Origin of the sequence: Robinsoniella sp. RHS, from assembly GCF_001029355.1 — a bacterium.
Lineage (GTDB): Bacteria > Bacillota > Clostridia > Lachnospirales > Lachnospiraceae > Robinsoniella > Robinsoniella peoriensis.
On the sequence record NZ_JNGB01000010.1, the window covers coordinates 45,218 to 60,451 of the forward strand.

Annotated in this window: 12 protein-coding genes and 1 pseudogene; 2 read left to right on the forward strand and 11 right to left on the reverse strand. The window is 38.3% G+C overall.

Annotated features, from left to right (window positions below; genetic code table 11):
* Window positions 1-41: 41 nt before the first annotated feature.
* From RHS_RS05420 to RHS_RS05445, 6 genes are all read right to left on the reverse strand, one after another.
* Window positions 42-4,601 (reverse strand): alpha-L-arabinofuranosidase C-terminal domain-containing protein, encoded by a 4,560-nt coding sequence (locus RHS_RS05420; protein ID WP_047832548.1) that lies wholly within the window; start codon window positions 4,599-4,601, stop codon window positions 42-44.
* Window positions 4,602-5,023: 422 nt separating this feature from the next.
* Window positions 5,024-5,860 (reverse strand): alpha/beta hydrolase-fold protein, encoded by an 837-nt coding sequence (locus RHS_RS05425; protein ID WP_047832549.1) that lies wholly within the window; start codon window positions 5,858-5,860, stop codon window positions 5,024-5,026.
* A gap of 63 nt (window positions 5,861-5,923) precedes the next feature.
* Window positions 5,924-7,933 carry a glycosyl hydrolase 115 family protein gene (locus RHS_RS05430; RefSeq protein ID WP_047832550.1) on the reverse strand — a complete coding sequence of 670 codons (2,010 nt, stop codon included), beginning with the start codon at window positions 7,931-7,933 and terminating at the stop codon, window positions 5,924-5,926.
* Between the two features lie 102 nt (window positions 7,934-8,035).
* Complete coding sequence (locus RHS_RS05435; RefSeq protein ID WP_156042773.1) at window positions 8,036-8,848, reverse strand: hypothetical protein; 813 nt, start codon at window positions 8,846-8,848, stop codon at window positions 8,036-8,038.
* A gap of 421 nt (window positions 8,849-9,269) precedes the next feature.
* On the reverse strand, window positions 9,270-10,031 hold the full coding sequence (locus RHS_RS05440) for an alpha/beta fold hydrolase (protein ID WP_047832551.1): 762 nt from the start codon (window positions 10,029-10,031) through the stop codon (window positions 9,270-9,272).
* Window positions 10,032-10,149: 118 nt separating this feature from the next.
* The gene (locus RHS_RS05445) at window positions 10,150-10,419 is read right to left on the reverse strand and encodes a CD3324 family protein (RefSeq protein ID WP_044296470.1); all 270 of its coding nucleotides are present in this window, start codon (window positions 10,417-10,419) and stop codon (window positions 10,150-10,152) included.
* Window positions 10,420-10,905: 486 nt separating this feature from the next.
* Here RHS_RS05445 and RHS_RS05450 point away from each other — a divergent pair, with 486 nt between their 5' ends.
* Entirely contained in the window at window positions 10,906-11,265 is a 360-nt protein-coding gene (locus RHS_RS05450) for a hypothetical protein (protein ID WP_027292561.1), read from the forward strand.
* Between the two features lie 336 nt (window positions 11,266-11,601).
* Window positions 11,602-11,820 (forward strand): helix-turn-helix domain-containing protein, encoded by a 219-nt coding sequence (locus RHS_RS05455; RefSeq protein ID WP_047832552.1) that lies wholly within the window; start codon window positions 11,602-11,604, stop codon window positions 11,818-11,820.
* A 139-nt stretch (window positions 11,821-11,959) separates the two neighbouring features.
* Here RHS_RS05455 and RHS_RS05460 read toward each other — a convergent pair whose 3' ends face one another.
* The 5 genes and pseudogenes from RHS_RS05460 to RHS_RS05475 form a co-directional block, all read right to left on the reverse strand.
* Complete coding sequence (locus tag RHS_RS05460; RefSeq protein WP_138002892.1) at window positions 11,960-12,466, reverse strand: hypothetical protein; 507 nt, start codon at window positions 12,464-12,466, stop codon at window positions 11,960-11,962.
* A gap of 23 nt (window positions 12,467-12,489) precedes the next feature.
* On the reverse strand, window positions 12,490-13,098 hold the full coding sequence (locus RHS_RS05465) for a hypothetical protein (protein ID WP_047832553.1): 609 nt from the start codon (window positions 13,096-13,098) through the stop codon (window positions 12,490-12,492).
* Window positions 13,099-13,409: 311 nt separating this feature from the next.
* Window positions 13,410-13,574, reverse strand: a complete 165-nt coding sequence (locus tag RHS_RS30235; protein WP_156042771.1) for a hypothetical protein — start codon at window positions 13,572-13,574, stop codon at window positions 13,410-13,412.
* Between the two features lie 165 nt (window positions 13,575-13,739).
* Window positions 13,740-13,973 (reverse strand): hypothetical protein, encoded by a 234-nt coding sequence (locus RHS_RS05470; protein WP_047832554.1) that lies wholly within the window; start codon window positions 13,971-13,973, stop codon window positions 13,740-13,742.
* 708 nt (window positions 13,974-14,681) lie between these two features.
* Window positions 14,682-15,107: pseudogene (locus RHS_RS05475) on the reverse strand (IS5 family transposase); the annotation flags it as partial.
* Window positions 15,108-15,234 lie beyond the last annotated feature (127 nt).

Sequence of the window (15,234 nt, forward strand, 5' to 3'; positions counted from 1 at the left end):
TTGGGACAAGCACTTCTATATCATGCCTGTCCCTAATCAGACTACCTCACTTTAACAACGCACTTTGCTCTCTTACCATTGCTGCTCTTTACTGTGATTGTAATTTCTCCTTTCTTTAACCCTTTTACCACACCTTTGGAGCTGACAGAAGCAATCTTCCTGTCAGAACATGTCCACTTTAGCTTTTGTATGGTAGTGATTGGATTTCTCGTTACTTTCAAAGTCAGTCTCTTTCCTCGTTTCAGGCTCACTTTCTTACTTATTTTTAAACTCTTGGTTGCAACCTCTTTCTTTTGAACATGCACCTTTACTTTCGCTGTTCCACCCTTTGTACTGGTAACCGTGATTGTTGCCGTACCTTTTTTCTTTCCGGTAATCTGCAGGATGCCTTTTTTCAATTTTACACTGGCTATTTTTTTATCGCTGCTCTTTGCTGATTTTAACTTATCTCCTTTGATTGAAGAAGATTTTATTTTAACAGCACTTGTTGTTTGTTTGATACGCAAAGGGATTGAAGCTGCATTTAATTTTATCTTCGATTTCGTAACCGGTTTTACATCCGGCTTTGGAACTGGTTTTGGGTCCGGTTTGGGCGTTGGCTTCGGGTCTGGTTTTGGTGTTGGCGGTATCACTGTTTTTGCCTTTACTGTTATTGCACATGAGGCTGATTTTTCGCCGGCTTTTACCGTAATCATTGCTTCTCCTGCCTTTAAGGCTTTTACTGTTCCATTTTCTACCGCAGCAATATCCGGTTTGCTGCTGATCCATTCCACACTCGGATCTGTTGCATCCTCCGGTGAAACCTGCGCATTTAAGGTAATACTCTCACCGATTTCCATAACTGCACTCTGTCTGTCTAAGGAAATATCACTTACTTTAATTTCTTTTTGGTATGGTACCTTGATTACAGAAAAAGACATAGCCGGAACCAGATATTTTATCTGTGAATTTACAATACTCTGTGTAGTTTCAACCGGTTTAATCCACTCATCACCAATTCTGTTTTCTCCACCAGCTTCTCCGCTCAGACAGATTATCTCCGCCTGATCAGATGCTAATTGGCATGGATAAGTAAGGGTGATATCCTTATCAACGTTGTCATGATTTACCAATTTCAGATATATGTACTCATCATCTTTGGAACAAACCTGGTAAATGTCATTTTGATATGGTTTTAAATTCCCAGAAAAATCATTGGATTTATCCACTGTATCTGATACATACCCGGCTTCTATTTTACCGTTTACACCATAATTAAAGGTAACTTTCATTTCATCATTTACAAGAACCGGAGTAAAATCTCCATAAAAACTATTGCCAATAACTACCTTTCCACGTCCGCTTCTTGCACGCTCAACAGCCGTCATTTTATTATCCCAGCCGCCAATATTGTACCAGAAATAATTCTCGGTATCTTTTGCTCCTGCCCCTACCAGGAATCCTTCTCTTCCGGCAGTTTTCACTACGGTTGCTTCCACTACATAATCGTACCACTCCGGATTATTAATCGCCTGTGGAATCCATACTGCATTCATACCGCTTCCCTGTGAAAATGACATCTTCCCATTTGCGATATTAAAGCTGCCGGTAGATCCCGGTACTGCCTTCCAGGTCATCCCTGCTGCCCCGTTTGCAGTAAAGTTATCGTCCAGCAATACCTTACCATCTTCCCTGGTTACTTTTACATGAGATACATAGCCTTCCGATAACCAGGTTCCAATAATTGGGCTTCCTGTATTCTGAGAATAATTTTCGCCCTGCTTTTCAAGTGTGGTATTGACCACTTGGGTACCATAATTTTGTGCAAACATCTGCTGTGTATAATAGTTCGGTGTTGCAAAACTGTCATATTCATCAAAATGTATCATATTCTGTGACCAGTTAGTGCTTCCGATTTTTTCAAACAATGGTGCATAAGATGCATGGCGGACAATATCTCCATTTCTTTCAATACCGGTCATATACGCTGCATCACAAATAGCAGATTCTAAATTATTATTGCGGTTGTCCTGAAGATGAGTTGCATACTCTCCAAGGAATACGTCACTTCCTCCATTTTCTTTTCTGGCATAGTAGTCGTAACGGTCGTCAGAATTCAGCATGAATTCCTTCGACTGATAATAGTGCTCATCTACCAGGGTTTCTCCCGGATTTTTTTCATTAAGCCAATCCCACGCAAAACGATAACTCTCATCTTCTGCAGCCGGACCGGAAGAAGAAATTATGGTAATCTTTCTGTCCGGATAGTTGGCACTAACATAACTTTCCACATAGTTTTTAATGTACTCAAAATTATTGAGGTATTTTTCTTTCCAATTTTCATTTCCGATCCCGATGTAGTTTAAATTAAATGTATCTTCATGTCCATTTTCTGCTCTTTTTTCTGCCCACTCGCGCTGCGTAGGATCACTGCTCGATACGCTTCCCCAGCAGTAGTCAATTAAATTTGTCGCATGCTGTGCAAATTTATCCAGTTCTTCTCCTTGTGCCGCCGGTGCATTATCCCCATTTGCGAACTGACAGAAGACACCTGCACTTAAAATTGGAAATGGTTCTGCCCCTAAATCTTCACATAATTTCAAAATTTCGTGGTAACCAAATCCATAGGACTGCATATACCCATATGTATTGGTGTAAGAGCCATTGTCACTTGCCCACTGGTTTCCAATTGCTTTCCTTTCCTCTAAAGGCCCAATGGAATTCTCCCAGTTATAGTAACTCTCTCTGCCCGCATTTCCCTCAATGATGCAGCCTCCCGGGAATCGGATGAAACTTGGATTCAACCCCTGTAGCTTTTCAACCAGATCTTTTCTGATTCCTTTTCCATATGCATAGTTGGTATCACCATATCCATAGGTATTCTGCGGACTTAAAGAAACCATATCCATATTCAGCACAGCTCTGTCTTCTGCACCGCTGATAGAAAGAACCAGCTTGCCTTTCTGGGTCTTCTTTGATTCCAGAGTTGCCGTTGCTTTATGCCATGTTCCATCGTTTACCAGATCAATAACTGCTTCCTCTGTCAGATCTTTGCCTGTTTCACTGATTACTTTTACCTTCAACGTTCCGGCATAATCACTATCAGCCTTAGTCCAGACAGAAAAGTCGAAGGGTTCCCCCTTCACCATTGGCATTGCAGCAGAATTCGGGTTATTCATTGGAGCAAACCCGCCATTTTGCAGAATCATGTTTCCGGTAATCTGTGCATAATTTGTATTCTTATCGTTTAATCCGCCATTCTGGGATACTACGAAACGGTTATCCGCATCGCTGACCCAGTGTAATTTCCAAGAGTACTGATTTCCTCTTCCAGGTTCGGATATACTGATTGTATTGAAATAATTTTCAAAAGAATAATTCTTTACCATTTCCGGATACAGTCCACCGTCTGCTGCACTATTGATATCCTCAAAGAATAATCCAATCATCTGCTGGCTGATATCCGCTCCCTGATCGTATGGATCCACAACCATAGAATAAACGGTATCTCCATTTGGAATGACCGTGATATCAAAGTTTTTTGCATCACTTTCGGATCCGCTGGTCAATCTTGCTGTCAGATGTACCGTAGTTGTTTCTGCCGGGTTTATTACCGTACCATCTGCCGCAATAATGTCCGTACGATCACTTTCCCATTCTACTTTTACGCTGCCATCTAAAAGGGTATCCGTGAGCGTTATCTTTTCAACAAAGGAACAATTCACCTTACCATTCCTGATCTCAGGTATTGTCAGTTCTTTCTTTGCTCTATTCAATAAATCTCCTGATGAAGTACCTCCGTAGTAGAGATCCGCAATTTCCTGCTCCGAAAGTGCCGTATTATATATTCGCAGGTCTTTAACTCCACCTTTATAAAACATATCTTTATATGGCGACTTACCAATGTAAGATACCAGATTTGATCCAAAATCGGAAACAGTCAGATTCAACGGATATGTTTTATATTTTACTCCGTTTAAGTATCCTGTGATATTATCCGGTGTAATAACAATGGAATAAAGCTCCCAGTCACTGCTGGTAGCCGGTCCATCAGATGGATTGCCGGAAGCTCCCAGACCGATTTCCGTACTAAAAGGCGCAGATGCATTATAAGAATTTGTCATAACTGCCTTCATGACTCCCTTCGGATTCATGGGATCCAAAATAAAATACTGGGTCGGCATGTCCTTATTAACACTATTTGCCTCTGTTCCAAAATAAAACCCCCCATAATTTCCTGCACCTGTTTTATTCTGCAGCCATAATGAAACTGTCAGGGTATCCTGACCATCAAACAATCCTCTCGGCAGTTCAACATAACCTGCCCCACTTCCATAATTTCCTCCCGGAAATGCCAGAATACTGTCTTTTGCTGTCAGCTTGTTACCTCTGGCTACAGCATCATGATTACTGCCTGATACATCTTTAATTGTAGTACCATTTGGCACATTGTCAGACAGCTCTTTAAAATCATAATGAGCTATCAGACCGGACACCGCTTTTTCCTCTGTCTGCGCAAATGCTGTAGCCGGCACACCAGTCGCCATGACACAGAAAGCCAATGCAAAACTCAAAACTCTTTTTGCCTTTTTTTTGAATCCTTTTGTCCTTTTTTCCTCCATAAGACTATCCCTCTCTTTATAATAGTTTTCCAGATAGATACAACACAGAGTTTATATTTATCTTATTTAAATAATATCACTCTCTTATTATATATGATACGGAGTATTTTATGATTTTTGTTTGAATTTTTATCAGAATATGTTATTTTTTATGTTTTCAAATGATTTCCTGACTATTTCCAAGACGAAAGAAAATATATTAGAAGTGGGAAAATGAAACTCAATTATTATCATTATAACCTACTTGAAAAGTTTATGTATTTATAAAAATCACTCATCTTTGTACACTTTTATGATTTGTTTTGAATCTCTTCGATGCTGAATTGAAGGATAATTACCAGGCACAAAAGTAGTCGGGCAGTGATAACACCTCACCGTGCTAAATCTACCCGACTTCATGATAATTATCATTTTACAGTTATCTATTGTATTCCGACATTTCCACTGTTTACTCCACCGTTCTCCTTATCAAGAGGCAGCCAGTCCAGGACTTTTTTAATATACCGATTCCAAAAATCCCACTCATGGCCTCCCGGTCCCTCTTCATAACAGCAGGTAATTCCCTTTATTTTCAGAAACTCTGCAAATTCCTGATTCTTTGCCCGCAGAAAATCTTCCGTTCCACAGCACAGATACACTTCCGGTATATCAATTCCTGATACTGCAGCCCGCTCTGCAAGTGCAAAGTAATCACCGTCACTGCCTTCTCGCTGCTCTTGCTCTCCAAATACTGTCCGGTAAAAATTCTTACCGAAAACCGTCTGTGCCAAATCCTGCTTATCATTACATATATCATCAAAAATAAGTGCACTTGACAATCCGGCTATCCTTCCAAATGTACTGTGGTATTTCAAACCATTGATAATTGCCCCATAGCCTCCCATCGACAGTCCGCCAATAAAAGTGTCCTCTCTTCTGGATGAGAGCGGAAATAATTCTCTCATTTTTTCCGGAAGTTCTCTTCCGATAAACTCTCCGAAACGTTCTCCATTTGCCTTGCAATCCACATAAAAATGATTCTCACCAGATGGCATAATCACTGCCAGATTCTTTTCTTCCGCCCAACGCTGTATACAGGTTCCGCTGATCCAGTCTGTATAACTCCCAAAAATACCATGGAGCAGATATAAAGTCTGAAAAGGCTTTTTCTCCCCTGGCGCCTCTCCGGGCATATAGATCTTATCAAAGGGTATAACTGCATTAATCGTTACCGTCCGCATCAGACATTGTGACATAAAATTTACTTGTATAAGTGCCATACTTCATCCTCCTATTAAACAATACAACTTTTCCGGGACTTACCTGAAATACAAAGTATTACATTATCCCCATTTTTCCTGCATCAACCCGTATATTTCCTCATTCTGCATATGATTTTCCATATTTGTAACAAGGCATACGCGCCTGTCCGATTCCGGATATAAAAATTCTCTTTGCCATTGATAAAAATGCGGCCCATCACCAAGATTTCTCAAATGACTCATGAGCATATCCAGCACCCAGGCAGTTTGTTTCATATCAGTCAAACAGTCATTCTCATAAAATCCATTCCATTTTCCACTTTCCGTAATTCGCATACTGTCATTCGCCATACGGTAACTGTCCCTTGCCTTCCCCGTCAGATAAAAAGCCTTTGCATAGTTTCCTTTCTCCGACTCGGAAAATGCCTGGCAGACATTTACTCCCCCCTCATAACAATAAAAATAAATCTCAGCCTGTAAAAGAATAGTATGTTCAAAGAATGTTCTGGCATGTCCCGACAGCTTCATACGCGTGACCTGGCATTTTTCCAGATATTCCCCATAAGAAATCCTTGCTTTTTTACACAGTCTTTCATACCAGTTCATCTGTTGTTGCAGGGAATCTGCTTTTACTGCCCATCTAAGTTCATCCACGGGATTTCCGGTGTTTTTCATCCATTGGCTTACAAGCATACGGGTTGTGTAATTGGCGAATTGCTCTCCCGCATGTTCATCCTCCTGATCTCCGTATGGCAGGGCATATTCTGCATACTCCCGGATACGTTCTTCAATTTCCAAATTTTCTGCTGACTGACAGTAATATTTTTTCACATATTCATGCCGGTGATCAGCAGCCTCTGTTTTTCCGTACTTCCACATAGCAGCCAGAAAATCCAGCACATATGTATGAGGTTTCACATTCGAGCAATTAATAATCCAGTAATCATCCACACCACGGTCCAAAGCCTGCTGAAGTTCTTTTTTTACAAATTCCATGGAATTCACAAACATTGTCATATGATTTGCTGCCTGCAGATCGTAAAAAGATGCATGATAATAGATTCCATGGCATCCTGTCAGCTTTCCCGGATTATCCGGTAAAGCCATTATACGCGGGTTATGATTATTCTGACGTCTGGATACCATTTTTCCATAGCCGTTATCAGCCCAGATTTTAATCACGTCTGTTGGCATATTCATAAAACCTTTCTGATAAAGTTCCATGGTTTCTCCATAGAGATTTGTACAACACAATGCTTTTGGATCTTCCGCCCTGACCAGATCGTACTGCAAACGAATTAAAGAACTGATTAAAGCCCCCCGTTCTGCTTCTGTTACATACCTGGAATCATGCTCCCAGAACGGGCAGTCCCCCTGACCTCGAAAGCCGAGATTCCACACGACTTTCTGCCCTCTCTGATTTTCTATTGCTTCCTTCCAAAGCCCCTGAAACAATTCCGGATACTCATCATAGGATGGATTCAGATTTGGATAACGTCTTGCAAACATTTCTGCACCCAGCGGCTCTGCATGATGATGTGTAATGTAAAGCCCCATTTGAGATGCCAGATGACAATAAATTCCAGAGTTTTTATCTGTTCCTGGTATTACCATATTTCCGCCAAGGCGAAGCAGTGCTTCGAATACCATTTCCCATGGCTTTGCTTTATCCCGGTCAATCTGCCATCCCTGCAGCAAAACCTCATCATTGATGAACCACCCTCTCAGCTTCACCCGGAAAGGTTCTGAAGCATAAGCAAAACCTTCTTCTATATTTATGAAAGGCTTCGGTTCCAAGCGCTGTTCATTCCAGAACCAGAAGTTTTCCACACCAAGGAAACGACGGCTGATCTCATAAATTCCATAAACAAATCCAAGCGTATCTCCAGCCTGCAGTACCAGATTTCCTTCCTTTTCCTTTAAATAGAATTGTTCCTCTTCCATATGCCTTTCTGTCAGTATAACCTCGCCTGACTGTTCATCAGAAGGGAGAAATACATCCTGTATATCTCTTTTGAGGTTATCAATGGCATGGTAAATAGCCGTATCCACCTTAGAACAGTTAATCTTTGTGTTTCTGTTGAAGAACATTGTCTCACTCTCCTTTATGATTCTTCCATAACTCAATTTATTTACGCTGTGATAGGTAATAAGAATATCTGTTTGTACCTGACCGGTTTTGCCAATTTATACTCAAGCACGATTGGTTCTGATCACAGGCGCCCTTAATATTCCCATAGGCTTAAGCTGATACTCCTCTGCCCAGGAATTGCCTTCAGTTCTCCAGGAATCCGCACCAACCCATGCTAAATCATCGCCAATCAGATGTACCTGTCCAAATCCATTAAACCGGTTTCCCAGACAAGTAATCTCCAGGGTATTTTTTCCAACAGGTACATCGGTAATCAAGATTTCATCAGGCAGAAATGCAATGTACCCCTTTTTTACTCCATTTAAAGATACTCTGAGTGCCGCGCCAGCATAATATGGCACCCCCACGAGCATATCTTGTCCGCCGTTATCTACTTCCATTTTATAAGTAAGATTTCCTGTATAGAACGGAAATCCCTGTTCTCCATAATTTCCAAAGTATAATGTTTTCAGTTTCTTACACAATTTCTTTTCCGGTCCCATAACCTGTACGCCAAATTCTCCAAGTAGATACATCCACTCCAGATTTGTACGTTTTCCAAATTGCATGTGCAGTACCAGTTCATTTTCTCCGGCTTTTACATCCGTTAGGGGAATTGTCTGAATACATTCATCTACATAGTAACCATCTGGATTCCTGTCTATTTTATTTCCATTCAGCTCTCCTTGGGTATATGCAGCTTCTTCCAGTGCCAGACGGCACCCACTCACAGCTTCTTCTGAGAAAAACCGGAATTTCAGATGCAGTACATGATCTCTGATATCCGCTTCCTGATCCACATATGGCTGAGCTACAAACTCGCTGCGCTTTTCATATCCCAGCTGTTCCCTTAAACGATTATCAATACTTAGCATGTCGGACTCTTCATGATATGTTCCATTATCTAACACATAATTACATCTGTCCAGCAAAAAGACATTCGGTTCCTCATTTTCATAACGTACAGGTTGCGCCGCTAAGACACAATTGCAAACCTTTGTTTAAAGCGAATTGCCATTCCTCAATCAAAAAATATTTTTTCTCATCTGACATTTAAGGACCGTTCCGTTGCCATGTCTCAAGTATGCTCTATCAACATAAATGATTATTTCTATTATAAATGCTTGCTTATGTATTTTCTATGTGCATATTTTTACAACAGTTGCTCCAGATTACCTCTTTATTACTTAATTTTCAGATCACTTTATTCTGCCGTGATTCACCTGCACAAACGCCAAAAGCCTGAGAAAGTTAAAAGACTCCTCCTCAGGCTCATTTCTTAATATTGATATACTTTTATTTATTCTTCAAAAACACTTTTGCCACACTTGCAAATTCTTTTGCATTTGTCAACATAGACGGGTGCGCACCATCCGGAAATAAATGCAGTTTTCCATCTGGTATTTTTCTTAACATGCTCTGGTATACCTCTTCAATATCCATAATAGCTGCGTATTCATCATCTTTAAGACTGACAGACATCATAACCGGCACTTTAAGCTGGGTTAAATCTTTATGAAAAAAATTTTTAATAAACCTGTCATGTCTGATTATAACTTCTGTATCATTATCTACAACATTTTCCCAATCCTCGCCATGACAATATTCCCAAAGCATACATACAAACTCTCGCGTTTTCGATTTATTTCGTTCCTCAGATATAGTACTTGTCCATGCGTTAAGGGGGGTTTCTCCTTCCAGGCTGTCTGCTATCACTTTGTTAACTAACTCTTCATGCTCTAAAGCGACATTTAACGCAGTTAATGCACCGCCACTTGTACCAATTAAATTAACTTTACCATAGTCGTTGAGAGTTATGAGCTGTACAACCTGCATGGCTTGGTCATACCAAAAGTCGATCGGAAACTGTTCCAGCCTGTCAGAGTTTCCATGCCCCAAAAAGTCGATTAGAATCACTTTGAAATCCGCTTTGTATAAATCAATAATTTGAGTAAACATTTTTGATGATAGGGTATTACCATGCAGCAATATTAATGGGAAGCCTGAACCAACTTCTTCATAGAAAATATTCCTATCTCCATACTTAAAATAGGCCATTTATTTGTTCCTCCTATTCGATTTTTTATTTTCATTATATCAGTAAAAGTATGGATACAAAACCTCACGTTCTTTCTTAAAACAAAAATGTGCCACTGTTATCATGGCACATTTCTAATTATATATTATTCTGTTTAATGATCCTTTGTATGCTTTTTGTTGTCAAAAAGTATTTCTCTGATAATCGCTGGACACTCATTCCATTTTGAAAATCTAAGTACATTTGATGGTTGCGGGAAGCCAGCAATTCTTTAGTATCTGTATTTTCTCCCCAATGTTTTTTGTTAGCTTTCTTTTTGGGAATATAAATCACTTTGCCCTCCACATATTTCTGCACTTGTTCTAAAAGCTCTTTCGGCAATAAATTAATTGAGTTTTGATAGCTCATTCTGCATCCTCCTGATTCCACTGATTTCAAATCTTTTTGGATTAACAAAGGCTATTATTACTCACGATATACAATATATTTAGCTGTTACGTGCAGTAGCCTTTGCTATGCACAAATTCTCATTCCCATAAGATACCCCTCTTTCTTTATGTTAAAAATATTTTAGCATATTTACTAACAACTGTCTTTATTTTTTATTTAAGAATTAACACCAAAATTAAACAATTCAGATAACCTTTCCACCCCTTACCTGAAGATTTATTTCCTTCTTTTTAATAGACTTTCCTATGGTATACAAATTTTGGACAAAAGTAAGCCATTGAATATGCGTATATGAATATTCAATGGCTTACTTTTATTTTATATTTATCATTGACAGTAAATGTACTTTTGTCGTAGAAGTCGAATAGATAAACAAGGTCTTTCAGTGCCTTGTTATTTTTATGCCTATATAAGAATACGAGGCACAGGAAGGAGAAATCAAAAATGAAAGCAAGTAATCAATTAACAATACTTAATATAGAAGAACATACCTACGAAGACATCTGTACCCACGACACCACAACCGGACTCATCGAATGTACTCACGCACAGGATCAGGGATGTGTCAGGGTTACAGAAATACAGGGGAAGTCGGAGCAGGTGCAGAGTACGCTGGGGAAGAATTTACTGGATTTAACTAAGTTAACTCCAAAAGTCGGAAATGACATCGGTATATCATCCTATAACGTCAAAGATGCATTCTCACTCACATTAAGCTGCACAAGCCCAAAAATGTATTCACTTATCTTTTTTGAACTTAACGGATTGACAGTTGGAAAAACATATAAGCCGTCTTCGGTTTAAACTGGGAAAAATACTGGAATAAATTTGGATGAAGCAACTGATAAAAATTTTGAGAATAGAACTCTTTCAGGAGTATCAGCTATAACAATAAAGCAGGTTACTTCTATCGGATAAAGTTTTATGCAAATATTTTTGGCACCAGTTCCACAGAAACTTACACAAATACTTACACGAATATCCAGTTGGAAGAAGGTTCCACACCAACAACCTACGAACCATTTACTCTCAACAGCCCAATTATCCAAGCGTTATTAATTATTGCGCATTTGCAACCAAATAGCAGCATTTACGAATATATTATGCCACTGTATGGTAGCATAACCAAGAGGTGAATTTATGTTCTTTAGAAGAATAGGTGATTTTAGAATTGATCATGATGAAACACAGGAGCAAATAGCTGAATTGCTAATGTGTCAAAGAGAGGTTTACAGACGATATGAGCAAGATATCAGGGAAATTCCGGTGTGGGCAGCTATAAAATTGGCAGAGCATTATAATTGCAGTGTGGATTATCTTTTGGGTGTCTCGGATATAAAGAGACCATTTGGGGAGTAGGTGAAATTTAAAGGGCACGTGCGCAAGCGCTCTATTCACAAACAAGAATAGGGACGTATCATTTACGCCCCTTACTTCTTCATAATTCTATTAATTAAAATAGAGGTATACAAACATATACGTCTACTGTTACCGCTTATCATTTGTTTGCATATCTGTACTTTCCGTCCTCACCTGCTTCATATACTTCTTCAAAATCTTTCTGTTCTCCTAAATTAGTAAAGATCATTTTCATTTTAGGTGGTAGTGGCTCTAATAATATACAACTTTTCTGTGTATACATATTTTTAATTGTAATTTCCGATTGTTGGTATACTGGCTGAATATAATATTTTACAATTGCACCACTTGGTAATTCATGCATACTCAACCCATCAGCTGCATTAATCTCATATATTGATTTAAGTGAAAGCGATGAGATAATGTAAGATGGAATACCTTTATTTTTAGAATCATCATAGGTGTATTCTCCAATTGTAAAAGCCGATTCTCCATCTTCCTTTATTGTGATTTCTCTTTGGAATTCCCAATCTCCATATGTTATTGATAGTGCTTCTTTTTTTGCCACTTTCCAAAACAATCCACTAATTATTATCAAAATAATTACCACCACTATTATAACTATTAATAAAGTCTTTTTTTTCAATATTTTCACGTCCCTAAATTCTATTATTTAGAATATGTAAAGTGGAAATCTGGTTCTACCGCCTTATAAGCATACACAGTCTTCGTTTTTCCTGTGTCCTTTTGACGTATTACTTGACCATTTTTATATGTTTTTTTAACTTCTTTTAGAGTCACCAGCGTTTTTTCGTAACATTTTTTATAATATCTTGTCGCTGATTGGTTTACTTTCAAAGGTTTACTCACTGCACCTACATAAAAAGCGCTATGTTTTGTAAAAGTGTAACCCAACTTAATTTCAATCTGTTTTTTTAAAGTAACACTTACGCTTCCAGATAATTCGCTTGAATAACCTGAAATGCTTCCTATAGTCGCTTGCTCCCCCTTTGATTTGGCAGTAAACGGTATCCCCAGTTTTATCCAACCACCCTTTGAGACATTAGTTGGTGTCCCTTTTGATTTATATGCCCACACATTAACATCGTAATAACTATAATCGTATGTAGAGATTCCACCATTGTAATCTTCGTCCTCTAATACGATGGCTTCATTTTTCAATGATAGGTCATCTTGTTCTTCTGCAAAAACATTAACAGATAACATAAGTGCCAACAAAAATGTAACTATAATTCCTCTAAAAAATTTTTTTCTCATATGCTCTTACTCCCTTCATCTGTTGAATTATTTGGTTTCTTTCTCAAGAAAGTTAAGCAATCTCGTTGAACACTATCCACCTACTTTCCTTTTATTATATATTGGCTTAACTTTGTTTTGTAATATCATATTTATATCACAAGAGTATGCTATACACAATATCATTTGCTTAACTGGTCATAATTCTTGACTAGTTGGTTGTAATCTCCATTTATTTTGAGCATAACATGAATAAAAAAATAGAGACATACAGTTATATAACTGTACATCTCTACTCTTTTATCTACATTTTATTCACATATAAGTTAAAATCAATCCGTAATCAACATCATAATATCTTCAATAGATTTTCCGCTTTCCTGAATCATATCGTAAAGCTGACCTAAAGCTTTTTCACGTTTCTTCTGCTCTAAACCTTTTTTCTCTTCTAATAATACGTCCATTTTTGACTGAACTTTTGCAATTTGCTCATCCAAAACTGCGATCTGATCATCAATTTTTCCTTTAGGTTGTTATTATTTTTACGACAATTTTACGACACTTATTTTGGTTGTTATTGTTGATGTTTTTAAAAGCGGTGTATTTTAGTGGTTGATGTAAGTGCTGTGAGTCCTTGATTTTACTAGGTTTTTCAGCGAAAATTAAAGGTCATTTATATTAATATTTTCTGTTGTGATGATAGACATAATATCATCAATTGTCTTTCCTCTCTCCTGAATCATATCATAGAGCTGGCCCAGGGCATCTTCTCTTTTCTTCTGCTCTAATCCTTTTCTCTGCTCTAACAAAGCATCCAATTTTGATTGCACTTTTGCAATTTGTTCATCCAAAACTGCGATTTGATCGTCAGTTGTTTTTCTTTGACCTCTTGACATAATAAATTCCTCCAATATAATTTACATTTTTTTCTAATATTGTAAATCATTATAGACTTTTTGTCTATGTTTTATATAGGTATTTTATAAAAGTTCATATACTTGTGGATGAACATTCTTTTCTCCTCAAATCTCTTTCACAAATGTTGTATAGATATATTTCTCCAGTTCTTTTGTAATATAGGAGTCTGCACCTCCAATATTAGGGCTGCAGATCTCCATGATAACAGGTTTAACCATTTATATCGCAGCAAGTTATTGTATTTTTTCTAAGAAAAGATCAGTGCTGGAACGCTTATGACTCCAGTACTGATAATATTTATTTTCATCCCCGTATTCTCAGAAATTATTAAAATGCTGGCAGAGGTTATACTTTCTATTTTTGTTTTTCTCTTCTTTTATAAAAAAAATGGATTTGAGAAAGATTAGAAGACGCACAGAGCGATAAATGTACGGGGAGATAATATATTGGGTTTAATTGAGAAACCCAGCTTTGTATCAACGAATGCTATCTCGGAAAGATGGGTGTGGGAAACTAGTTTGGGCGTAGGAAGCGTAGAGCAGAGCTGACGGAGTCCATGCCAGTTTCCCACACCCATCTTTCTGCACACTACCTATCATTTACAAAGCGTCTTAATCAGCGAAACCCAAATTCAAGAAATTGTTCGCTGTAGCTCTAGAGCGTGTTTTAAAATTGCTACACATTGGTCATTTTAACCAAATTAATATTGAAGCGATACACAAAAATCCCAGATAGGTGAATGCAAGTTTGTCATAGCGGGTGGCAATTCTACGAAATGCCTTTAGCTTTAAAAAGAGTTTTTCTATCAGATGCCGCTCTTTATATAGCCACCAATCGCAATGACGTTCAAACTTTGCTCCCTTTCTTGATGGAATTGTTGGTTCACCACCTTGCTCATAGATATAGTCAATCAGTTTATCACTGTCATATCCACGATCAGCAAGTATGTTACTTCCTTTTAAATTTACATGTTTCAATAAGGGAATCGCGAAATTAATATCGTTGCGTTGTCCTTCACTGATCATGAAATACACTGGATTTCCATAAGCATCCACAATGGCGTGTATTTTTGTACTGGCTCCGCCCCGGCTGTGTCCTATTTCGCTAGAAGGCCCCCTTTTTTTGCACCTGCACTATGTTGGTGCGCCTGAACGATAGATGCATCTAACGAAAGTTCTTCCAATGCGGCTTCAAGGCTTAGAACGCGAAAAATATTATCCAGTACGCCAGCATCAATCC